This is a genomic window from Pseudobythopirellula maris, assembly GCF_007859945.1.
Classification (GTDB): domain Bacteria; phylum Planctomycetota; class Planctomycetia; order Pirellulales; family Lacipirellulaceae; genus Pseudobythopirellula; species Pseudobythopirellula maris.
Genome location: NZ_SJPQ01000002.1, coordinates 404,772 through 427,345 on the forward strand (window position 1 = coordinate 404,772; position 22,574 = coordinate 427,345).

Sequence of the window (22,574 nt, forward strand, 5' to 3'; positions counted from 1 at the left end):
AAGGTTCCGTCTCGCTGTTTGGGCTCGCTGATTCGGGGAGGTCGGGCGGCGCCGTGCTTGGGCTAGCCCGCCCTGGGCGCCGACGCATCCGCCGCTGCTTGTCGAATGAGGCCCCATGGGGGCCCGCTACCCGGCGGTCATAAAACCGTGCTGCCGAATGAGATCGGGCGCCGCACGGGGTAGACCCCAGGATTATCGACAATCCAGCATTGTGACAGTTTCCGCCCCCGCATCAAGCCCTTCTTGCGAACGACTTGGAGCGTTTCGGGGCCAAATCGCGAGGCGCCGGGCGCCTAATCCGCTTGACCGAAAAGGTTCTCATCCGCCCCACGGCCACGATTTACCGCTGTGCGGCGTGGTTTGCCCCTCTGCAAAGCCCTCAAGGCGGCCGCAAAAAGGCCCCTCCGCCTAGCGGAACAGCTTGCTGACCGACTCGTTGCGGTGGATCCGCTTGATCGCCTCGCCCAGCAGCGGGGCGACGTCGAGCACCTTGGTTCCGGGCGGCTTGTCCGCCTCGGCCAGCGGGATCGAGTTCGTGCAGACCAGGCTCGCCAGGTTCGCCTCCCGCAACCGGGTGACCGCCGGGCCGCACAACACGGCGTGGCTGACCGCCACGTGGATCTCCTTAACGCCATGGTCGTGCAACACTTGCGCTGCCCCGCTGATCGAGCCCGCGGTGCTGATCATGTCGTCGAACATCAGGGCGACGCGTCCCTCGATCGGCCCGCCGAGGATGTTGGCTTGCACGGTCTTGGTGGCGCTCATGCGCCGCTTGTCGATGATCGCCACCGACCCGCCGAGCCGCTTGGCGTGGCCCAGCGCCCGCTTGATGCTCCCCTCGTCGGGGCTGACGATCACGACCTCTTCAAGATCGATTCCCGACTTGAGGAAGTGCTCGTTGAGCACCGGGGCCGCGTAAAGGTGGTCGACCGGCACGTCGAAAAAGCCCTGGATCTGTGCGGCATGCAGGTCCATGGTCAGCACCCGGTTGGCGCCGGCCCGGGCGATGAGGTTGGCCACCAGCTTGGCCGTGATCGGCACGCGGCCCTCGTCCTTGCGGTCTTGGCGGGCGTAGCCGAAATACGGGATCACGGCGGTGATCCGCTCGGCGCTCGCCCGCAGGCAGCTGTCGATCATCACCAAGAGCTCCATCAGGCTCTCGTTGACCGGCGGGCAGGTCGGCTGCACCAGGAACACATCGCGGCCGCGGACGTCCTCGTCGATCTTGCATGAGATCTCGCCGTCGGGGAATCGCCCCAGCGAGATCTTGCCGAGCGGCACCCCCAGGTAGTCGGCCACCGACTTGCTGAGTCGCGGGTTCGCGCCGCCGCTGAAGAGCTTGAGGTCGTTCATGCAGAAAGGGGAGAGGGTCGGGATTCTGGGAAAGGTTAAGTGCGACTCGGCCCCTCACGAGGGAGACGAATCAAAAAGACTGATGCACACGCCGCAGAACCCTCCGCGGCGAGCCGATGCGGCTGCTGTCACTGCTGGCCGGTGTTCTGCTTAGCCATCTCGGCCTCCACGGCTTTCAGGTCGTCGAGCGTGTTGACGCTGAGCGCTTCGCACGGCTTCAGGGCGGCGAGCGCCCGCACCTGGGCGCCGCTGTCCTTGAGGATGCGGGGGCAATCGGTGATGTAGTATTCGCGTTGGGCGTTCTCGGTCGTCAGCGACTCGAGAGACGTCAGCAACGCCGCCGAGTCGAACACGTAAGTGCTCATATTCACCTCGGTGACCGCCTGCTGCTCGGGCGTGGCGTCCTTCTGCTCGACGATCGCCAGGAATTCGCCCGCCGCGTCGCGGACCACGCGCCCCAGGCCGGTGGGGTCGTCTTTGTGCGTAGTTCCCACCAGACAAACGGCGCCGGTCTCACGAAACTCTTTGAGCAACGCCTCGACCGACGAGACCTGCAGCATCGGCGAGTCGCCGGTGACGATGACCACCGGGCAGCTCTCGCCGCCGGCAAGCCGCTCGATCTCCTCGCGGCAGACCATCACGGCGTGGCCGGTGCCGAGTTGTTCGGTCTGCTCGACAAAACTGACGCCCGGCTCGTCGGCGAGTTCGCTCTGAACCAGCTCGGCCCGGTAGCCGACGACCACGACAATCCGCCCAACGCCCGCTGCACGGAGGGCTTCGACCACGTAGCGGATCATCGGCTTGCCAGCCGCGGGGGCCAGCACCTTGGGCAGGTCCGACTTCATGCGGGTCCCCTTGCCGGCGGCAAGGACAACGGCGATCGGTTCCGACATGCGGCTTCGCGTCTTTATGGGTGGGAGGCGTTGCGTTGCGAGAGAGCAGCGTTGCGAAAGAACGGGCAGGGGGAGCCATCATCGCTGAATCACCGCTCGCGGGCCAGTGGCGCGTGGCGGATTGCGCAGATAAAGGCGGGGTGAGAAGCCGGCGATCTGCGCGTCGCCGGAATCGCGCCGGAGACCGCCCCCCGCTGCTTCCGGTGGCCGCGGGCCGCCGACTGGGGGTAACCGCTCCGAGGGCCTTTTGACTCTGGACCCGGCGATTTTAGCCGCCTAAGATGCGGGATTCGCCACGCCCCCACCATACGCATCCCCTCGAGCCGGGTCGCCCCTACGTGCAAGACGCCATCGAAAAGGCCGACGTCCTGATCGAGGCGATGGGCTGGATCCGCGAGTTCCGCGACAAGGTCACCGTCATCAAGCTCGGCGGCAGCCTGCTCGACGACGCCGACGCGCTGCGACACCTGCTCGTGGACATCGTCTTCATGGAGACCGTCGGCATGCGGCCGATCGTCGTTCACGGCGGCGGCAAGGCGATCAGCCGGGCGATGGCCGAGGCGGGCGTCGAGCCGCGTTTCGTCGAGGGCCGCCGCTACACCGACGACCAAACGCTCGAGATCGCCTGCCGCGTCTTGGGAGGCGAACTCAACGAGTGGATCGCCGACCGCATCGAGGAGTTCGGCGGCCGCGCGATGCCGCTCAACCACCTGGGGGAAACGGACAACAACGTGCTGTTCGGCGAGCCGCTCAAACTGACCGGCGCCGAGGGCGAGGAGGTCGACCTGGGCCACGTTGGCACGGTCACGCGTGTCGACCGCGACTCGATCGAGAACCTCTGCTACGCCGGCCAGGTGCCGGTGATCCCCAGCCTGTGCCGCGGCGCCGACGGCCGGATGCTCAACGTCAACGCCGACACCGTGGCCATGGCGGTCGCCCAGGCCGTGGGCGCCGACAAGCTCGTGTACCTTTCGGACGTGAACGGCGTGAGGCTCGACAAGGACGACGACGGCTCACTGATCCACACGCTCGGCGCCCCCGAGGCCCGCGGCCTGATCGAACGCGGCGCGATCGCCGGCGGCATGATCCCCAAGGTCGAGGCCTGCCTCGAGACCCTGGCCCGCGGCGTCCGCAAGATCCACATCATCGACGGCCGCCTGCGTCACTCGCTGCTCTTGGAGATCTACACCAACAGCGGTGTGGGGACGATGATCGTGGGTGAACCCGAGTAGCGGCGACGCGGTCGTGGTTGAATCGATGCAGGCGTCCTTAGGGCGGCGGCCGCTGGCCAGTTGTCCGACGCAAATGCCCCTATTTCGTAGCCTCAACTCCCCCCACAAGCCGTGTCGACAACCGCCCCCACATCCCAAACCGCTTCCTCCATGAAGCCCGAAACCGCCGAATTGTTCGACCGCTACGTCGTGCCGAACTACGGCCGCTACCCGGTCTCCTTGGAGCGTGGCGAGGGCTCTACCGTGTGGGACGACCAGGGCCGCGAGTACCTCGACCTCTTCCCAGGCTGGGGCTGCAACCTGCTGGGGCACTGCCCGCCGGAAGTCGTCGAAGCCGTGCAGGACCAGGTCGCCAAGCTGATCCACGTGCCCAACTCTTGGCACATCGAGGCGCAGGGCCAATGGGCCAAGCTGCTGAGCGACCGTTCGTTCGGCGGCAAAGCGTTCTTCTGCAACTCGGGCGCCGAGGCCAACGAGGCGGCGATCAAGCTCGTGCGGCTGCACACGCCCGAGAAGCGGTACAAGATCATCACGTTCACCGGCGGCTTCCACGGCCGCACGCTCGGCGCCACCACCGCGACGGCGCAGCCCAAGTACCACGAGGGCCTCGGGCCGCTGGTGGCGGGCTTCAGCTACGCCCCGTTCGGTGATCTCGAAGCCGTCAAAGGCCTGATCGACGACGAGACCGCCGGCATTATGATCGAGCCGATCCAGGGCGAGGGGGGCGTGCGACTGCCGCCCGAAGGGTTCCTGCAGGGCCTCCGCGACCTGTGCGACGAGCACGGGCTGCTGCTCGTCTTCGACGAGGTGCAGGCCGGCTGCGGCCGCACCGGCGAGTGGTTCGCCTACCAAAACTATAGCGTGACGCCCGACGTGATGACGCTGGCCAAGAGCCTCTGCGGCGGCGTGGCGGGCGGCGCCATGCTCACCACCGCGGAGATCGCCCCCAGCCTGCGGCCCGGCATGCACGCCGCCACGTTCGGCGGCAACCCGATCGCGGCCCGCGCCGGCATCGCCACGATCTTGGCGATCGAGAAGCACGGCCTGCTCGAGCGCGCCAAGACGCTCGGCGAGCGGATCCGCGGCCGGCTCGCGCCGCTGGTGGATGAGTTGCCGATCGTCGTCGAGGTCCGCGGCCTGGGATTGATGATCGGCCTGGAGCTCACGGTCGAGGGCTCACCGATCGTGTCGCGCTGCATGGAGCAGGGCCTGCTGATCAACTGCACCCAAGGCAACGTGATCCGCTTGCTGCCGGCCATGACGCTCACCGACGAAGAGGCCGACCGCGGCTGCGACCTGCTGGCCGACGCCCTGCGGGCTCAAGCCAGTTAGCCGCTGTTACGCGGCGGCAGTCGCGGATGCGATGCTCGGGCTGCGATCATACGGCTTGCGTCCCTGCTTTAAAAAGAAGATTGATCGGTAGCCGTCACAGGCTTTTCGTGCGTTTGACATCCGCGTTCATCTGCGACCCTCAGCGGCTATTATCATGAGGCACCTCATCACGCTCGACGACGTTTCGCCCACCGAGGTTGAGACGATCCTGTCGATCACACACGACCTGAAGACCAAGTTCTTGGCGGGCGTGCGGGAGCCGCTCTTGCCGGGCCGCATGATGGCGCTCGTCTTCGAGAAGCAATCGCTCCGCACACGCGTGAGCTTCGAGGCTTGCATGACGCACCTCGGCGGCGGCAGCCTGATGCTCGGCGACGAGGCGGGCTTCGGCAAACGCGAGAGCCTGGCCGACTTCGCCAGCGTGCTGAGCGAGATGGTCGACGTGATCGTGGTCCGCAGCAAGGCGCACCAAACCGTCGTCGACGTGGCGGCTCACTCGAGCTGCTCGGTCGTGAACGGCCTGACGGACCTTGCGCACCCGTGCCAGGCGCTCGCCGATCTCTACACCATCCGCGAACAATTCGGCGACCTCAAGGGCCGCAAGCTCGCCTGGGTCGGCGACGGCAACAACGTGGCCCGCAGCCTGGCTTACGCCTGCGTGCGGCTCGGCGTCGAGTTCTCGATCGCCACGCCCAAAGGCTACGAGCTCGACCCCGCGGTGTTCGAACGGCTCCGCGTGCAAGACCCCGACGCCAAACTCACCGCCACCCACGACCCGCGCGAAGCGGTCGCGGGCGCCTCGGCCGTGTACACCGATGTGTGGGCCAGCATGGGCCAGGAGGCCGAGCAGGCGCAACGCGTCAAAGACTTCGCCGGCCACCAGGTCGACGCGGGGCTGATGGCCGCCGCCGACAAGGACGCCATCTTCATGCACTGCCTGCCGGCCAAACGCGGCGAAGAAGTCACCGCCGAGGTGATGGACGGCCCCCAGAGCGTGGTCGTCACCCAGGCCGGCAACCGCATGCACGCCCAGAAGGGCATGCTGGTGTGGCTGCTCGGAGCTCACGGCGACAGATAAAAAAAGCCCCACGACGCAAGCCCTGACGAACAACAAGAGCCTCGTTTACGCCCCTTGGTCATTCACGTTCACGCAAGACGCCTCAGCTACGCATGACTCAACGCCACGACGGCCGCAGCGCCGACCAACTCCGCCCCGTGAAGATCGAACGCGGTTACCCCAGCGCCGCCCCCGGCAGCGTGCTGATCTCGATGGGCCAAACGATGGTGCTCTGCACCGCCAGCGTGTCGGACGACGTGCCCCCCTGGATGCGGGGCAAGGGCAAGGGCTGGGTCACTGCTGAGTACAACATGCTGCCCGGCAGCACCTCGCCGCGCAAGCAGCGCGACCGCAAGAAGGTCGACGGACGCACGACCGAGATCCAGCGGCTCATCGGCCGCTCGCTGCGGGCGTCGATCGACCTGGAGAAGCTAGGCGAGGCATCCATCACGGTCGACTGCGACGTGCTCCGCGCCGACGGCGGCACCCGCACCGCCAGCATCACCGGCGGCATGGTGGCGCTCATCGACGCGGTCGCCTCGCTCCGCACCGAGGAAGGCGGCCCCGTCGAGCCCTTCAAAGAGATGATCGCCGCGGTGAGTGTGGGCGTCGTCGATGGCGAGCCGCTGCTCGACCTCGACTACCCCGAGGACTCCGGCGCTTCGGTCGACATGAACGTGATCGTCACGGCCGAGGGCCGCTTCGTCGAGCTGCAAGGCTCGGGCGAAGAGGCGACCTTCTCGGCCGAAGAGCTCGCCCGGCTGATCGAGCTGGGCCAACAGGGCGCGGCCGAGCTGATCGTCGCCCAACGCGCCGCGCTTAGCGTTTCGGCTTGAAACGCAGCGATCGGCAACGCATCGACCGCGGCCAGCTAGATCGGAGCGCGACTGCGGCTACGACTCCAGTGGCGTTCCGCCAACCGCTCAACGATCAGAACTGGTTGTTGGCGTTCTGGCCGCCGGCGTTGTTCTGGTTCTGTCCGCCCGCGTTGTTGCCGATTCCGGCGCCAGCGCCAACGCCGCCGTTGTTGTTGTTCCCGTTGCCGCCTTGTTGGTTACCGTTCTGGTTGCCGCCACCGGCGAAGGTGAAGGCAGTCACTTCCGAGATGCCCGAGAAGAACGGCACGGGCGTGACACGCACGTAGCGGCGGTCGGCCGACACGACGCCGGTGACCTGCAGGTTCGTGCCCTCGGGCAGGGTGATGATGACCGGCTGGAAGCCCACGCTGCCGCCGCCTGCGGCGAGCGCGGCGCGACGGCGTCGACGGTCGTCGGGCCGCAGGGCGGCGACGCCCGACGACTCGGCGAGCGACGAGAGCTGTTGCGACAGCACCGCGCGGCCGACTTCTTGCTGGCGACGGATCGCGCCGGCGAGCATCTGCTCCTCGATCGCCTCGTCGCGGCTCCCCTCTTCGACGTTGAAGACCACCACGGCGTCTTTGTCGTCGGCCACCTGGATCTGCTTGCGTTGGGTTTGCTCGTTCTCGGCGCCTTGGTTGACGGTGATCTCGACCGTCACACGGTCGGCGGTCAGGTCGCCCCACACCTTGCGGATCGCGACGCGGTACTCGCCTTCGAATCCACGCGGGCAGGCGTAGGTTTCGCTCTTGAGGCCCTTGGCCTCGGGGTCGGCCGAGTCGCCCAGGTTCACGCCGCCGCCGCTGGTGCGGGGTTCGGCGGCCGTGCAGAGCGTGCCGCCCGGCTCTTGGACGGCGATGTCGACGTCCGCCTCGCCGGTCCAGCTGACCGTCACAACGCAATCGCGGCGACGCGCCTCGACCAACTCGGCGGCGAACGCCTCGTGCTCGGCGGTGCGTCCCTCACGCTCCAAACGCTCGAGGGCCGCCTCGGCCAAGCGGCGGGCGGCGGTCTCGATCGCCTTCTGTTCCTCCGGCCAGGCGTGGCTCAGCACGCCGGTGGCGGCCCAACGCAGGGCGTCGAGGTCGTCCGATCGCTGCGCGGCTCGCAGGCCGAGGGCGTATGCCTCGTGGCAGAGCGGGTCGATCTTCACGGCCTGCTCGCAGACCTGGGCGGCCCGCTTCTCGAGGCCCATGCCCGACAGGAACTGGGCGATCACGATCAGCTCGTCCGAGCTCTTGCTGAAATCGACGGCCGACATCACGGCCCGCTCGATTTCAGCCTCGGGACGGCCGTCGAGTCGCATGGCGATCGACAACGCCTCGTACATCCAGGGCTGGGGGGCCCCGTGCCGCAAGGAGGTCTGCACCAAGGCGATCACGTGGTCGTATTGCTTGTCCCGCATCAGGCGACGCGAGGCATTGCGGATCGCGGCGTCCGCCGGGGCGCCGTCTTGGAACTGGGCCTCCCAGAACAGCGCCGGGTCGGCGTCCGCAGGAACGCCGATCTCGGTCGTCGGAGTCTCGGTCGGCTGGGCAGCCGATTCGTCGGTCGCTTGGGTCTCGGCAGCCGCCGTCGCGGGAGTCGCCGCCGTGCGGGTGAGGGACAACTCGGCCGCCGGCGCCGCTTGCGTGTCTGCCACGCTGAACTGACCGCCACCGCCGCCGCCGCCGAAGCCGCCGCCACCCTGACCGCCACCACCACCGCCGAGGCCACCGCCGCCGCCACCGCCGCCGAGGCCACCGCCACCGCCGCCACCGCCGATGCCGGAGACCTGCGGGGTGATGATCGGCAGCACGAGGTCGGCCACGGGGTAGACCTTCACACTGAGCCGGTTCTCGGCTTCTTCTTCGGTGGTGATCAGCATCATCTCGTCGGCGATCACGTAGGTCAGCTCTAGCTGCTGCAGCATGAACCTCAGCGCCGAGCGGAGCGACGTGTTGCGCAGCTGCACGTCGACGGGCTCGTCGGGCCCGATTCCCAGGTCGTCGAGCGCCTGGTTGTCGAGCTGGATCTCGATGTCGTACTCGTCGCGAAGGAACGCGACGACCTCTTCGAGCGGCGTGTCGGTGAATTCGAGGCCGGCGCTCGTGAGCGGGTTGCTCAGCGCGGTGGCGATTTGCTCCTCGGCCCCGCTCTGGGCGCCCAGGTCGACCGCCTTGTACTTCTCACGCTTGCGGGTGAGCTCTTTCCACACCTCGGAGTCCGGGTAGACGATCGGCGGGTCGCTCGGGAATGGGATGTGCGAGGTCTCGACCTGGTGCAAGGCCTCGATGAACGCCGCCGCGCGAGCGGTGCGGAGCTCGCGGTTCAGCTCGTAGTAGCGTTTGTGCTGGCCCCAGGCCTGGGCCACAGCCGGCATCACGCCGTGCGGGTCGATCTCCTCGAGAATCACGCCCACCTCGTTCGCCTCGGCGAAACGACGCTCGTCAATCAGGGCGTTGAAGCGCTCGACCAGCTGCGTCTCACGCTCGCGGTCGAGCGCCAATCGGTCGAGCAGCATACGACGCTCACGGGCCGCGGCCAGCGCTTCTTGCCGCTCGCGGTCGAGGTCTTCCTTGATCGAGGCGGCCCGCGAAGCCTCACGCAGTGCGCTCGTCAGTTTGTCGATCAGGCCTGCGCGAACCGAGGCCACGAGCTCGGGGGCCCGCTTGACGTTCTCGAGCGTGAGCTTGAGCGATTGGATGGCGCCTTGCGGGTCGCTGGCGAGCGAGTCACGGGCGTCGACGATCGCGTTCTGGACTTCCTTCTCGAGCATCTGGGCGAACACCCGCTGATTCCGATCGACCGCGTCGAGGAATCGGCCGTCGACCACCTGCTCGGCGGGCGGGTAGGCCTCGCCGCTCTCCGCCGCGCGCTGCGGGGCGATCAGGCTGAGTTCCGCCTCTTGGCGGACGGCCGGCGCCGGGCCGAGCACCTCGAGCTGGGCGACACGCACCGGCTCACGGGCGCCAATGCTTTGCGGAGCGCCCGTGCTCTGCTGAGTGGGGGGGGCGTCGCTCGGCGGACGGCTCACCAAACGCTGCACGGTGCGGGCCCGCGGGTTGCCCGGGTCGCGCCGCAACACGGCCTGGCTGATGCGTGCGGCGCTCTGGCGGTCGCCAAGAGAAACAGCCCGCTGCGCGAGTTCGGCCAGCCCGTCGGTGTGGGCGTTGATCATCCGGCCGGTCTCTTCGAGGCCGGTGTCGCCGAGCGTCGTGAGGGCGAGGCCTTGGTCCCGTCGCGACTTCTCGACCAGCTCGGCGAGGTAAGCGTTCGCCTCGTCGTGCTGGCCCAGGGGCGCCGTCGTGCGGCTGCCGTTGGCGACAAAGCTCACCGCTTCGGCGTTGGCGTTGGCCAAGCGGCCGATGACGACGGTGCTGCGGTCGCCGCGCAAGGGGGCGGAGGCGGGGTAGAACTCGGCGACCGAGGCGTCCGCCTCGAGACGTCCGCTCCAAACCACAGGAACGGCCGACCAGTCGGCCAGCGTGCGACCGACCGATTGACCGCGGCGGAGGTTCTCTTCGGTGGCGCGGCTCTCGCTGAGGCCTTCGGCCTGGCTGGCCCAAACCATCGGCGAATCGACGTACAAGTTGCCGCCGGTCTGGTTGGCCAAGGCGGCCAGCAACGCGTTGTCACGCTCCGGGCCGATCGCGTAGCTGGTCACGCTGGCGCGGGCGCCTTGCAAACGCTCGATCAGGCGGGAGAAACGGTCGGCGCCCAGCAGGTTCGCGGGGCTCATGCCGTCGCCCACGTAAACCACCACGCCCGGGGCGCCGGCTTCGGCAATGCGGTCGGCGGCCGCCGTGAGGGCGGCTTCCATGTCGGTCGTGCCGAGCGGCGTGACCTCGTTGAGTCGCGTCATCGCACGCTCGATCTCGGCGCCGTGAGCGGCGACCGGACCGTCGGTCATCGGGCGGGCCGTCAGGTCGGCGGCCATCAACTCGACTTGCTGCCCGGCGTCGAGGCTCGCGAGCAACGACTCGAGGGCGGCGAGCGCCGTCGAACGATAGGGGCCGGTTTGGCTGGCCGACGTGTCGAACAAAACAACGACACGGCTCGGCGCCGGGGCGGCGTTCAGTTCGCCCTCGGAAGGCTCGAGCCCGACGGCGAAGAACGCATCGCCCGCCGGGTGGCTGTACAAACGCGCGGCGCTCGCGTCGGCGGCGGGGGCGTCGGCGGCGATCGCCAGCATCGCCGCAACGGCGAGTGAGAGTGCGAAGTAGGGACGCATCGATTTCATCGGGGGTTGCTCCGCGTCGGCGCCATGGCCGCTGAACTGGTTGAGCCGTCGCTCTGTCGAAGACAAAGAGAGACGGCCGCTCGGGTCAACGCGCCTGGTCGCTTAGATTGGGATCGTTCTGTTCCAGTCGGGCAGCTGCCTAAGGTCGGTCGAACCGGCGCGCAAACAAGCGGGCGCCGGCCGCAAACCGCTACACCTTGTGCAGTTAGCCAGATGCCCCCAGTTTATCCGGGGCGAAACGGCCCCGCCACCGGTTTCCGTGATTTTCGCCTACCCACCGAGGCCGGTTCTAACGCTTGTTCACCGGCTCTAGGCAGTCGTGGCGACGGCCGGATGCCGGTCGTGCGGGTTGTGGCGGCTGGGCACAGCCGCCCCCCATAAGCCTAGCATTCCGTGGCGCATCGGGCGTGAACCCCGGCCCATCAAGCTCACTTGTTGGCTAGAGTAAGGAGTCGCCCGAGACTCCTCCCAACGGCGCCCAGCCCCACTTCTGTCGCTCCAACCCGCCGGACCGCCGTCCCGGCCGCCCCCAGATGCCATTCCCCCCCACCCTGGCCCAGATCGAGCCGGCGCTCCAAGACGCCGCCGGGGCCCTCGTGGCCGAGGCCTCGCTCGGGTGGCGCGGCCTGCTGTCGATCGCCGTGGTGGCCGGGGTGCTGGTGGGGCTCATCGCGCGTCGCAACACCCCGGTGGAACTGCTGTTCCTCGCCGGCTTGGTCATCGTGACGCTCGCCGGCGTGATCGACGCCCCCACCGCCCTGGCCGGTTTCGCCAGCGGGCCGGTGCTGCTGATCGGCTCGCTGTTCGCCATCGCCGCGGGTTTGCGCACCACCGGCGCCCTCGATTGGGTCGGCGACCGCTTGCTGGGAGGCGCCAAGACCGAGGGGGCGGCCCTGGGCAGGCTTGTGCTCGTCGCCCCGGTCTCGGCCGTGGTGCTCAACACGCCGCTCGTGGCGATGCTCGCCCCGGTCGTGCTCGACTGGTGCCGCAAACACAACGTCTCGCCCTCGCGGCTGCTCATGCCGCTCAGTTATCTGACGATCCTCGGCGGCGTCGGCACGACGATCGGCACGAGCACCACGCTGGTCTGCAACGCCATCCTGTCCGACCTGCAAACGGCTTCTGGCGACGAGGGGGCGTACGGCGAAGGGGTCAGCGAGATTGGCTTGCTAGAAATCGCATGGGTCGGCGCGCCGCTCGCGGTGATCGGCGTGGTCTACATGCTGATGGTCGCCCCGAGGTTGCTGCCCAACCGCACCGACCTGATGCGTAAGCTCGGCGACAAGCGTCGCGAGTACCTCGTCGAGATGCTCGTCCAGCCGCAATGCGCGATGATCGGCAAGACGATCCAAGAGGCGGGCCTGCGGCGGCTGCCGGGGCTGTTCCTCATTGAGATCGATCGCAACGGCGAGGTGATCACACCCGTGACGCCGCGCGACGTGATCCAGTCGCACGACCGGCTCGTGTTTACGGGCGTGGTCGAGACGATCGCCGATCTGGAGCGTATCCCGGGCCTCGTTCCGGCGGTCGACATGACCTACGAATTCCAGCCCGCCCAGCAGACACGCCGCCAGCTGGCCGAGGCGGTGCTGTCGCGCAGTTCGCCGGTGATCGGCCGCACGGTGCGCGACGCCAATTTCCGCCAGGTCTACAACGCCGCCATCGTGGCCGTGCACCGCAACGGCGAGCGGCTGACGAACAAGATCGGCGACGTCCGTCTCGAGCCCGGCGACACGCTGCTGCTGCAAACGCCCTCGGGCTTTTCCGACGCGCACCGCAACAACCGCGATTTCTACCTCGTGAGCGAGGTGAGCGGCTCTTCGGCCCGCAGGCACGACCGGGCGCTCGTGGCGATCGGGCTGTTCCTGCTGCTCATCGGGTGGCTGATCGCCGGGGCGTTGGTCGGTCCCCTGCTGACCGAGGGAACGGTCGCCGCCGCCATGCTCGACCGCAAGGCGCAGCCCGTCGTGGCGATCGCCGTGCTGATGGCGATGATCGGCACGCGTTGCCTGACCGCCTCGCAAGCCCGCCGCGCGATCGACCTGCAGGTGCTCATCACCATCGCCGCCGCGATGGGACTCGGTGCGGCGCTCAAGCAGAGCGGGGCGGCCGATTTCCTGGCCGCCTTCCTGGTGAACGGGGTCGCCTCGTGGGACTCACTGTCGGCCTCCGCCACGCCGTGGGTCTTGCTCGCCGTGGTCTACGTCACCTCGATGGTGCTCACCGAGATGATCACCAACGTCGCCGTGGCGACGATCATGCTGCCGCTGGCGATCGGTGTGGCGCACTCGGCCGGCTACAGCCCGCAGCCGTTCATCATGGCCGTGGCGATCGCCGCGTCGCTCAGCTTCGCCACGCCGATCGGCTACCAGACGAACCTCATGGTGATGGGCCCCGGCGGCTACCAGCCGAAAGATTACCTGCGCGTCGGCCTGCCGCTCTCGGCGCTAATCGCCACCGCTGCGGTGCTGCTGCTCGGACTGCTCTGGCCTTTCTGAGGCGCCATTCTGAGGCGCCGCTCTGAGCCCTGTACCAAGGCCCTGTTGTGGGCCCCGTCCGTCGCCCGTCCTGAGCGGCCACCCCCGCCGGGCCGGTCGGCGCCGTTGGCGAACGATCGCTGGGTTTGTACCGTACAGACCCCACCACGCGAACCGCCCCCACGCCGCAGGCCCGAGAGCCATGAAAAGCCGCCGAAACACGACGTTTTTACTGCTGATCCTCGCCGCCGTCGCCGCGCCCGTCGCTGCACAGCTCGCGCCGGTCGCCCCCCAGGCCGCCGAGGGGCGTCAGCGTCAGTACGACCCGCGGGCGAACGATCGCCCCGCCGCCGAGATGCAGCTGCTCCCCGAAGAGCTGGCCGACATCCGCGCGTACGAAACCGCGAAGCACAGCGTGGTGAACATCACGACCAAGGTGCAATATGAAAACTTCTTCGGCATCGCCGAGAGCGAAGGGTCCGGCTCGGGCGCCGTGATCGATCGCGAGGGCCACATCCTCACGAACAACCACGTGATCGACGGCGCCGGCGCCATCCGGGTGAACTTCTCCGACGGCTCGACCTACAACGCCGAACTCGTGGGCGCCGACGCGGTGTTCGACATGGCGGTGATCAAGGTCGACGCCCCCGCCGACAAGCTCCACCCGATCGCGCTTGGGCAATCGAACAACTTGCGTGTCGGCCAACGCGCTTACGTGCTCGGCAACCCGTTCGGCTTCGCGGGCACGCTCACCAAAGGGGTCGTCTCGAGCCTCAACCGCTCGGTCCCCAGCCGCTCGGGGCCGAGGCCCATGGACGGCATGATCCAGACCGACGCGGCGATGAACCCGGGCAACTCGGGCGGGCCGATGCTCAACTCCTCGGCGCAGATGATCGGCATGTGCGTCGCGATCGCCAGCAAGTCGGGCCAGAACTCGGGCATCGGGTTCGCCATCCCCGTCGACCGCATCCGTCGCTTCGTGCCCGAGCTGCTCGAGCACGGCAAGGTGCTTCGCGCCTACCACGGGATCGTTGAACTGAACGAGACGGCCAACGGCATGCGGATCGCCAGGCTCGCCCAAGGCGGTCCCGCCGAGCGCGCCGGCCTGAGGGGCTTCCGTCAGATCATCCGCAAGATTCGCCAGGGACCTCTCGTCTATCGGGTGCCGATCGAAGACCGTGAGTACGCCGACTACCTGCTCGCGATCGACGGCAAGCCGGTGCGAACCCACATCGAGTTCCTCGAGATCATGGACGCCTACCAACCGGGCGAGCGGGTCGTCTTTACGGTAGAGCGGCAAGGCGAGCGGCTCGAAGTGCCGGTCACTCTGGAATCGGTCTAAGGCGTCGTGAGAAAGGCGTTTGTCAAGTGCCCCAATCGCGCGGCCCGAGTTCCCAAAACGGCGTGGGGGCTGCCGTAATCCGTGAATTATTTTTGCCGCTTTGTGCACGCGTTCCGTCTCGTTCTAAGACTTCTTGCGACGCCGCTAAAGCGTTCTCTAGCCAGTGATTAAGGGCCCCCTGCCCCCCTTTCGCAGGGGCCTTCCGAGGCGTGCTGTCAGCGCGAGAACGCACACCTTCCTGGGCAACTTTACCGGCTGAACCCCTTGTGCGGGCGCGGCCTACAGGTAGTTTGCCTTCTTCTCATCGTGCGTGGCCCTAAGGATTTTATTTCAGGCCCCGCCGATTGAGTCCCGCCGACGCGATTCCCCCCCACCGAGAACGTAGCGAGACGGATCGACCTCTGTGAGTCCCACGCCGCGCCTTAGCAAAGCGCGGCGGGTGGCGTCGACCTCAGCAACACCCACACCACGACGACACACCCCCGCCCATGTGGCGGCAGACTGGCCCTTCCTTCCGCGTCGGCGCCAGCCAGTCTTGATGATTCGGCGCCAACGATCTGGACCGATCGTTCTCCCTTCCTGCATGGTACCTAGGAGAAGCAAGTATGCTCGCAAGTTGGATGGCCCTGACCGTAGCGGCCGCCTTGTCGGCCTCGACTCCCACGACAACCGAAACCACCGCCGATTGGCAAGCCGATTACGGCAAGGCGTTGGAGCAGACCCGCTCCGATGATCGCCCGCTGCTCGTCGTGATCGACTCGCCTTCGGACGAGACGCAACGCGTCGACCCCACGCTGCTGGACCCGCAGAGCGGCAAGTTCCCGCTCGAGAAGTACGACCTCTGCCACGTCGACGTGACGACCGAGTACGGCAAGCAGGTGGCCGAGGCGTTCAGCGCCACGACCTTCCCGCACGTTTCGATCATCGATCGCTCCGGCTCGGTGATCCTGCACAAGCAGTCGGGCGCCGTCAGTGAGAAGCAGTGGAACGACGCCCTGGCCAAGCACGAGCGCGGCCTGCGTCGCGGCGAGGGATCCTACCGGGTCTCGAAGCCGACCGTTTCGGCCTCGGACATCACGGTCTCGGGTTACGGCTCGGCGGCGCCGATGCAGTACACCCAGCCGTACTGCCCGAGCTGCCAGCGCCGCTGAGCTCGACACGCAGCTAAACAACGTAGCTAAACAACGCCGCCCCGCGGAGACATTGTCTCCGCGGGGCGTTTTTTTATTGGTGCGGCTGTGCGTTGGTGGCTAGCCAAAGAACCCCCGCGAAGCGGGCGGCTCGAAGGCGTTGACGAAGTGCTCCGCGCTGAGCGGCAGCCGCTCTCCCTTCGGCCAATGGATCGCGACCACGTCGAATCGCACCGGGTGCTCCAGCAGGTCGTGCGAACGCAAGAAAGCCAACGCGGCGCGGCTGAGCCGCCGCTGCTTCTCAGGGGTGACCGCCTCGGCCGGGGTTCCCGCCCGCAGCGAACGGCGTGTCTTGACCTCGACAAACACGAGCGGCTGTCGCTCGAGCGAGCGTTCACGCCGCCGATCGAGGGCCACGAGGTCGAACTCGCCGTAGCGGTTGCGACGCCCCGCCAGCAACATCTTGAAGCCCTTGCGCTTGAGCAGTTTGGCGGCGTGGCGTTCGCCGCGCTCGCCGAGCGGACGCGGGCGGCCGAGCATCGCGAGGCGGATCGTCACGTTCGCAACCGGCTTGAGGAGCAGAGCAGATGTCGCCCCCCACTCTGATCGCCGGCAACGCCAGAAGCAAACAACTTCTCCCGGCGAGTTCCCGCCCAATCACACTAGCGACGCAGCCCGCTGTAATAGCGCCCCGTGTCGTTGAAGCGAGCGGCTCGGGAGTACGACCCTTGAGGCGCGCCGCCCGACGGCGCGCTGTAGGCGGCTTGCTGCACCTGCCGCTGCAATCGCTGGAGCAACACCTGCTGGCTCTGCGCTTGCTCGACCTGCTGCTGCTGGGGCCGCACGAACACGTGGTAGTTCGGCGCCGCGTCTTCGCCCTCGTCCAGATAGAGGTTCAGGTAAGGGCTCACGGTCGCGGGCCGGCTGATCGTGGAGAACGGCTTGCTCGCCGGCCGGCTGGCGACGGCGTGCCCCGCGGAGCCCGACGACGGCCTGCCCGGCATCTGGCTCATCGTCGCCCGGGCTTTTTGCGAGCCGTAGTAGTTCAGCACGCTCTGCGCGTGGGCGTCGAGCGGGGCCGGGCCTTGGTGCGAGGGGACCGGGGCCGCAACGGCCGGGGCTTGCCTCACCGCCCCCTGCCGGCTGCCGCCTTCCCAGGTGTACGAGTCCGAGGCGCCCATCGCGCGGCGGAGCGAGTAAGGGTCGGCGCCAGACGGTTGGGCCTGAGCCGTGCCGACCGAGCCAGCGGCCAACACGATCGCCAACACAATCAAGTTCGAGAGCAGCATGGCGGTTCGCATCGGGAGGGCTCCGTGTTCACTTCGATAGGATCGTCGCGTGGGTGCGGGGAGCGCGCAAGCACAACGCGCATCACGACCGAGCGCCCGCTTAATCGTTAGAGTCGTCAAAGTCCGCCACGCAACTTGCGTCTATCTGGCGATTCAGCCCGCGGTCGCTAGCAACGCTGTCAGCAGCGCCTCGGCGCGATGCGCCCCATCGCCCTCAATCACGTCGCCCTCGATCGCGGCGCCCTCGATCGCGTCGCACGCCTCGCGGAGCGTGGCGGCCTGCCGGGGCAAGAAAGGCACGGCCGCCCCGGGCTCAGGGCTCGCGTCGACCAGGCTGCTCGTGATCGCCGCGAGCAAGGCCTCGATCCCCCGCCCGTCGACGCTGCTCGTGCCGATCGCACCGGCCGGCGTCGGGAGGTCAGCGAGGTCGACCTTGCTCCTCACGTCGATCCGTTTAACTCCGGCAGGCGACTCGATCGGCGCCGCGTCGCCTTCGGCGAGCGGCGTGACCGCAACGATCAGGTCGGCCCCCGCCAGGGCGGCCCGGGCCCGCTCGATGCCCGCCGCTTCGAGGGGGTCGCTGCTGACTCGCAGCCCCGCCGTGTCGCTGAGCTCGACGGGCCAGCCATCCAGGGCGGTCCGCACGGCCACCACGTCGCGTGTCGTGCCGGGCGTGTCGTACACGATCGCTCGCTCGTAGCCCACTAGCGCATTCACCAGGCTGCTCTTGCCGGCGTTCGGCGGGCCGGCGAGCACCACCCGCCAGGGCGAGATGAGCCTGCCGCCAAGCCGTTCCCAGCGGAGCACGCCGAGGAGCATGTCGCGGGCGCCGTGCGCGTCGCCCCCGCGTAGCCGATTTAGCGCCGCCTCGACCGCGTGGTCGAGGGCCCCGTTCGCCTGGTCGAGCAACACGCCCGCCACACGCTCGGTCGGCGCCGATCGCAAAGCCCGCCACGCCGCCGCGGCCATCGGGCTCACACCGGCCGGCTCCACTTCGTCTTCAAGCCGAGTCGCCCCCCGCTCGGCGAGGCTTGCCACAACCGCGCCGACCGCCGCGTCACCCCCGTGGCAGTGGACCTCAACTCGCTCCCGGCCGCGCACGGCCACCACCACCTCTTCGCCCTTCTCGCCCAGCCAGCGACCGAACAGCGGTTGGTTGCTTGGCCTCTCGCCGAGCGGCTTGCCTGCCGCGCCGAAGAAGCAGCGGTCGACACACGCCAACGCCCCCGCGCCACGGACCTCGACCACGGCGATCGCCGCCCGCCCGCGCGGCGTGAGCACTCGCACCGTGGCCATCACGCCCCGCCCGGTGTAGACGCCAGGCTCTCGGCGGCCGCCGCCGCGCCCGAGAGCGCCAGGTGCGGCGCGTGGCGCACCACGTAGTCGGGGCCGCCGATCAGCCGGGCGACCGAAGGCGCCGCCCCGCCGGTGAGAAACACCTGCGGAGTAACGGTGAGCCGGTCGCGTTGGCGGGCGATCAGCTCTCGGATCGCCCCCACCGCGCCCCAGTAAAGCCCGGCGCGGATGGCGGAGAGTGTCTCCTTGCCCACGGCGTCGGGCGAGCCGTCGAGCTCGACCATCTCGCTCACCGGCAACGCCTCGGTCTGCTCGTTGAGCGCGCGGGCCGACATCCGCACGCCGGGCAGGATGGCGCCCCCCTCGAAGCCGCCGTCGGCCGACACCAGGTCGACCGTGATCGCGGTCCCCAGGTCGACGACGATCGCCGGCGCATCGGGGCGACGCAAACGGTTGGCGGCGACGGCCGTCAGCAACCGGTCAACGCCCACGCGCTCCGGCGCTTCGACACGCGTCACGAGCGGCAGGTTCTCGTGCGTGAGTCCGACCACGTTGATCTCGCACGAACGGCGCTGAGCCTCGTCGCGAAGCGCCGCCACAATGCGCTCGGCAGCCGGCCCGCAAACGCTCCCGATCGCCACCCGCAACGTGTCGATCGACAACCCGTCGAGCCACGCGGCCAGCGGTTCGTCCCACGACTCGTCCGAGCCGAGGCCGAGCGTCGAGTCGGGTTCGGGCAGCCGCGGGGCGGCGATCGGCAGCAGCGCCGCCGCCGCTCCCTCTGGGGCGTTGTCACAGGCGCCGGCCGCAGGGAAATACCCGAGCTTCACACGGCTGTTGCCGACATCGATTGCGATAAGTCCGCTCATAGCAGCACGATAGCAGCCCCCCGGGGCGCCGTCACCGGAGCGATCCGCTTGCACCGCGCCGGAGGACGCAATCGAGAGCCGCCCGTCAGTGGCCCTCCAGTCCGTGGCTCGCATGCCGGCGCCGTGCTAAACTGAGCCGTTTGCCCCCCGGCCGCCGCTCCCCACCAAGGGGAGAGCCACCCCGGCGTGGCCCACCGCTCGAACCCACACCCCGGACGCGCAACGCCATGGCGACGGATGCCGGCATCACCGCAACCGACGGCGCCACGACGCCCGTTCAGCCCACAAGCGGGCCACGTCCCGCGGCGCCCGGCGCCAACGGCCGGGCGGACTCGGCCGCCATCCGCATCCGCGGCGCGCGGGCCAACAACCTGCAGAACGTCGACGTCGACCTGCCCCGCAATCGGCTGATCGTCATCACGGGCGTGAGCGGCAGCGGCAAGAGCTCGCTGGCGTTCGACACCTTGCTGGCCGAGGGCCAGCGGCAGTACATCGACTCGCTGAGCGTTTACGCCCGCCAGTTCTTCGACCAACGCGAGCGGCCCGATGTCGACCGCATCGAGGGCTTGCAGCCGGCCGTCGCGATCGACCAGAGCCAGGGCTCGCACAGCCCGCGCAGCACGGTCGGCACGATCACCGAGGCGTACGACTACCTGCGGCTGCTCTACGCCCGCACCGGTGAGATGGCGTGCGCCGAGTGTGGCGAGCCGATCTCGCAGCAGGCGCCCGAAGAGATCGAGCAGGCGATCCTCGCCCTGCCGGCCGACTCGCGGGCGATGCTGCTGGCGCCGCTCGTGCAGGGCCGCAAGGGCAAGCACGCCGAGCTCCTGGAAGAGGCCCGCAAGGCGGGCTTCGTGCGTGTGCGGATCGACGGGCTCACCTACCCGATCGAAGACGCCCCGCCGCTCGGGGCGCAGAAGACGCACGACATCGACGCGGTGATCGACCGCGTGGTGATCCGCGACGGGCTCGAGGAGCGGCTCAGCGAGTCGGTCCGCCTCGCCGTGCGGCACGGCGACGGCGTGGTGCGCGTCGTCTACCAAACACCCGAGGACAGGGAGAAGGCCAGCAGCGACGCGGGCGGCTCGGCCTACGACCCCGAGCACGGTTGGCGTGAGAAACTCTACAACACGCGCTACGCCTGCCCCAGTTGCAAGACCGGCGTCGCCGAGGTCGAGCCGCGGACCTTCAGCTTCAACAGCCCCTACGGCGCCTGCCCGGCGTGCGACGGCATGGGCGTGGACGAGGGATTCGACCCCGAACTCGTGCTGCCCGACCTGAGCCTGTCGCTCGCCCAGGGGGCGATCGCCCCTTGGCGGTCGTCGACCCCGGCGGCCAAGAAGAAGCAAGACAAGGCGCTCGCCCCCCTGCTGGCCGGCAAGCCGTTCGACGCCCAGACGCCGCTCGAGCAATGGCCCGAAGAAGCGTTGCAAACGCTGCTCACCGGCGAGGCCGACGCCCTCCAGAAAGGGGGCTTCCTGGGGCTGCTGCTCCTGTTGGAAGAGGCCCACCGCGGCGCCAAGAGCGACGCCGCCCGCGAGCGGCTCGACGCCTACCGCGGCAAGGTCACCTGCCCCGACTGCAACGGCTCGCGCCTGCGGCCCGAGGCCCGCAGCTGCCGTGTGAACGGCATGGCGATCCACGAGCTCACATCGTTGTCGATCCGCGACGCCCACGCCCGCCTCTCCGACTTGGAGTTCGACGATGACCGCCGCGCGGTGGCCGAGCCGATCGTCCGCGAGGTCGTCCGCCGACTCAAGTTCCTCCAGGAGTCGGGCGTCGGCTACCTGTCGCTCGGCCGCCCGGCCGACACGCTCTCCGGTGGCGAGCTGCAGCGGGTGCGGCTCGCCACGGGCATCGGCTCGGGGCTGGTCGGCGTGATGTACCTGCTCGACGAGCCGTCGATCGGCCTCCACCCGCGCGACAACCGCCGGCTGATCGACTCGATGCGCGGCCTCCAGCGGCAGGGCAACACGGTGATCGTTGTCGAGCACGACGAGGAGGTGATGCGCGCCGCCGACTGGCTGATCGACATCGGCCCGGGCGCCGGCGACAAGGGAGGCCTCGTCGTCGCGGAGGGGACGCCCGACGAGGTCGCCGCCCACCCCACGTCCGTCACCGGCCGCTACCTGCGCGGCGAGTCGATCTTGCCGACGCCCGAGAAGCGTCGCCGCACCGCCAAGTCGCGTTCCTTGGAGATCGAGGGCGCCGAGCTGCACAACCTCAAGAGCCTCAGCGTCACGATCCCGTTGGGCGCCCTGGTCTGCGTGAGCGGCGTGAGCGGCAGCGGCAAGAGCTCGCTCGTGATGGGCGTGCTGGCCAAGGCGCTGGCGAAGAAACTCAACGGCGCCGCCGCCAAGCCGGGGCCCTATTCGGCCCTCCGGGGCGTTGCCCAGCTCGACCGATTCGTCAAGGTCGACCAGTCGCCCATCGGCCGCTCGCCGCGCAGCAACGCGGCGACCTACACCGGCGCGTTCGACGAGATCCGCAAGCTGTTCGCCGGCGCCAAGCTCTCGCGCCAGCGCGGCTACAAGCTCGGCCGGTTCAGCTTCAACGTGAAAGGGGGCCGCTGCGAAGAGTGCCAGGGCCAGGGCGTGCAGAAGATCGAGATGAACTTCCTGCCCGACCTGTTCGTCCCCTGCGACGCCTGCGGCGGGGCGCGGTTCAACCGCCAAACACTCGCCGTGCGCTACAAGCAGCGGTCGATCGCCGACGTGCTGGCGATGCAGGTCGACGAGGCGGTCGAGTTCTTCAAGGACGTCGCCGCGATCCACCGCCCGCTCGCGGCGTTGGCCGACGTCGGCCTGGGCTACCTCCGGATCGGCCAGCCCTCGAACAAGCTCTCGGGCGGCGAGGCGCAGCGGATCAAGCTCGCCGCCGAGCTCGGCGCCCCCAAGCCCGGCAGCGCGTTCTACGTGCTCGACGAGCCGACCACCGGCCTGCACGCCGACGACGTGCGGCGGCTGCTGGGTGTGCTCCACCGCTTGGTCGACGCCGGCAACACGGTGCTCGTGATCGAGCACCACCTCGACGTGATGCGCTCGGCCGACTGGCTCATCGACCTCGGCCCCGAAGGGGGCGACGGCGGCGGCTGTCTCGTGGCGGCCGGCACACCGGAGGAGGTCGCCCAGGTCGATGCGAGCCACACCGGCCAGTGGCTGCGCAAGGTGCTGGGGTAGCACCGGAGAGGCCCGGTTTGCTCTATACTCACCGTCGCCCGCCACT

15 protein-coding genes are annotated in these 22,574 nt (G+C 68.8%); 8 read left to right on the plus strand and 7 right to left on the minus strand.

The genetic code is table 11. The annotated features are described in order from the left end of the window. Positions 1 to 408 precede the first annotated feature (408 nt). Both Mal64_RS09370 and Mal64_RS09375 read right to left on the minus strand, forming a co-directional pair. On the minus strand, positions 409 to 1,353 hold the full coding sequence (locus Mal64_RS09370; RefSeq protein ID WP_146399445.1) for a ribose-phosphate diphosphokinase: 945 nt from the start codon (positions 1,351 to 1,353) through the stop codon (positions 409 to 411). A 128-nt stretch (positions 1,354 to 1,481) separates the two neighbouring features. Further along, the gene (locus tag Mal64_RS09375) at positions 1,482 to 2,246 is read right to left on the minus strand and encodes a sugar phosphate nucleotidyltransferase (RefSeq protein WP_146399447.1); all 765 of its coding nucleotides are present in this window, start codon (positions 2,244 to 2,246) and stop codon (positions 1,482 to 1,484) included. Positions 2,247 to 2,584: 338 nt separating this feature from the next. Here Mal64_RS09375 and argB point away from each other — a divergent pair, with 338 nt between their 5' ends. The 4 genes from argB to rph all read left to right on the plus strand — a co-directional run bounded on the left by argB (position 2,585) and on the right by rph (position 6,703). Next, positions 2,585 to 3,478 (plus strand): acetylglutamate kinase, encoded by an 894-nt coding sequence (gene argB / locus Mal64_RS09380; RefSeq protein ID WP_146399449.1) that lies wholly within the window; start codon positions 2,585 to 2,587, stop codon positions 3,476 to 3,478. 150 nt (positions 3,479 to 3,628) lie between these two features. Next, complete coding sequence (locus tag Mal64_RS09385) at positions 3,629 to 4,810, plus strand: aspartate aminotransferase family protein (protein ID WP_146399451.1); 1,182 nt, start codon at positions 3,629 to 3,631, stop codon at positions 4,808 to 4,810. A 154-nt stretch (positions 4,811 to 4,964) separates the two neighbouring features. After that, positions 4,965 to 5,888, plus strand: a complete 924-nt coding sequence (argF, locus tag Mal64_RS09390) for an ornithine carbamoyltransferase (protein ID WP_146399453.1) — start codon at positions 4,965 to 4,967, stop codon at positions 5,886 to 5,888. A 92-nt stretch (positions 5,889 to 5,980) separates the two neighbouring features. Further along, positions 5,981 to 6,703 carry a ribonuclease PH gene (rph, locus tag Mal64_RS09395; protein ID WP_146399455.1) on the plus strand — a complete coding sequence of 241 codons (723 nt, stop codon included), beginning with the start codon at positions 5,981 to 5,983 and terminating at the stop codon, positions 6,701 to 6,703. A gap of 94 nt (positions 6,704 to 6,797) precedes the next feature. Here the strand turns inward: rph and Mal64_RS19780 are convergent, their stop codons facing one another. Continuing rightward, positions 6,798 to 10,946: a hypothetical protein gene (locus tag Mal64_RS19780; protein WP_197525614.1), complete on the minus strand. Its 4,149-nt coding sequence runs from the start codon at positions 10,944 to 10,946 to the stop codon at positions 6,798 to 6,800. A gap of 533 nt (positions 10,947 to 11,479) precedes the next feature. Between Mal64_RS19780 and Mal64_RS09410 the strand changes: the two genes are divergently transcribed. The 3 genes from Mal64_RS09410 (at position 11,480) to Mal64_RS09420 (ending at position 15,916) form a co-directional block, all read left to right on the plus strand. Beyond that, on the plus strand, positions 11,480 to 13,444 hold the full coding sequence (locus Mal64_RS09410) for an SLC13 family permease (protein ID WP_146399457.1): 1,965 nt from the start codon (positions 11,480 to 11,482) through the stop codon (positions 13,442 to 13,444). A gap of 181 nt (positions 13,445 to 13,625) precedes the next feature. Further along, positions 13,626 to 14,765 carry a S1C family serine protease gene (locus tag Mal64_RS09415; RefSeq protein WP_146399459.1) on the plus strand — a complete coding sequence of 380 codons (1,140 nt, stop codon included), beginning with the start codon at positions 13,626 to 13,628 and terminating at the stop codon, positions 14,763 to 14,765. Positions 14,766 to 15,370: 605 nt separating this feature from the next. Further along, positions 15,371 to 15,916, plus strand: coding sequence for a thioredoxin family protein (locus tag Mal64_RS09420; protein ID WP_146399461.1), 546 nt, complete (start codon positions 15,371 to 15,373; stop codon positions 15,914 to 15,916). Between the two features lie 99 nt (positions 15,917 to 16,015). Here Mal64_RS09420 and Mal64_RS09425 read toward each other — a convergent pair whose 3' ends face one another. From Mal64_RS09425 to Mal64_RS09440, 4 genes are all read right to left on the minus strand, one after another. Continuing rightward, entirely contained in the window at positions 16,016 to 16,453 is a 438-nt protein-coding gene (locus Mal64_RS09425; protein WP_231993640.1) for a YraN family protein, read from the minus strand. A 104-nt stretch (positions 16,454 to 16,557) separates the two neighbouring features. Further along, positions 16,558 to 17,196, minus strand: a complete 639-nt coding sequence (locus Mal64_RS09430; protein ID WP_146399463.1) for a hypothetical protein — start codon at positions 17,194 to 17,196, stop codon at positions 16,558 to 16,560. Between the two features lie 141 nt (positions 17,197 to 17,337). Next, positions 17,338 to 18,480, minus strand: coding sequence for a GTPase (locus Mal64_RS09435; protein WP_146399465.1), 1,143 nt, complete (start codon positions 18,478 to 18,480; stop codon positions 17,338 to 17,340). Further along, positions 18,480 to 19,349, minus strand: a complete 870-nt coding sequence (locus tag Mal64_RS09440; protein WP_197525615.1) for a type III pantothenate kinase — start codon at positions 19,347 to 19,349, stop codon at positions 18,480 to 18,482. The genes Mal64_RS09435 and Mal64_RS09440 overlap by 1 nt, the downstream gene beginning before the upstream one ends. 227 nt (positions 19,350 to 19,576) lie before the next feature. On the opposite strand from Mal64_RS09440, the gene uvrA reads away from it, so the two are divergent. Continuing rightward, on the plus strand, positions 19,577 to 22,528 hold the full coding sequence (gene uvrA / locus Mal64_RS09445) for an excinuclease ABC subunit UvrA (RefSeq protein WP_146399469.1): 2,952 nt from the start codon (positions 19,577 to 19,579) through the stop codon (positions 22,526 to 22,528). Positions 22,529 to 22,574: the final 46 nt, after the last annotated feature.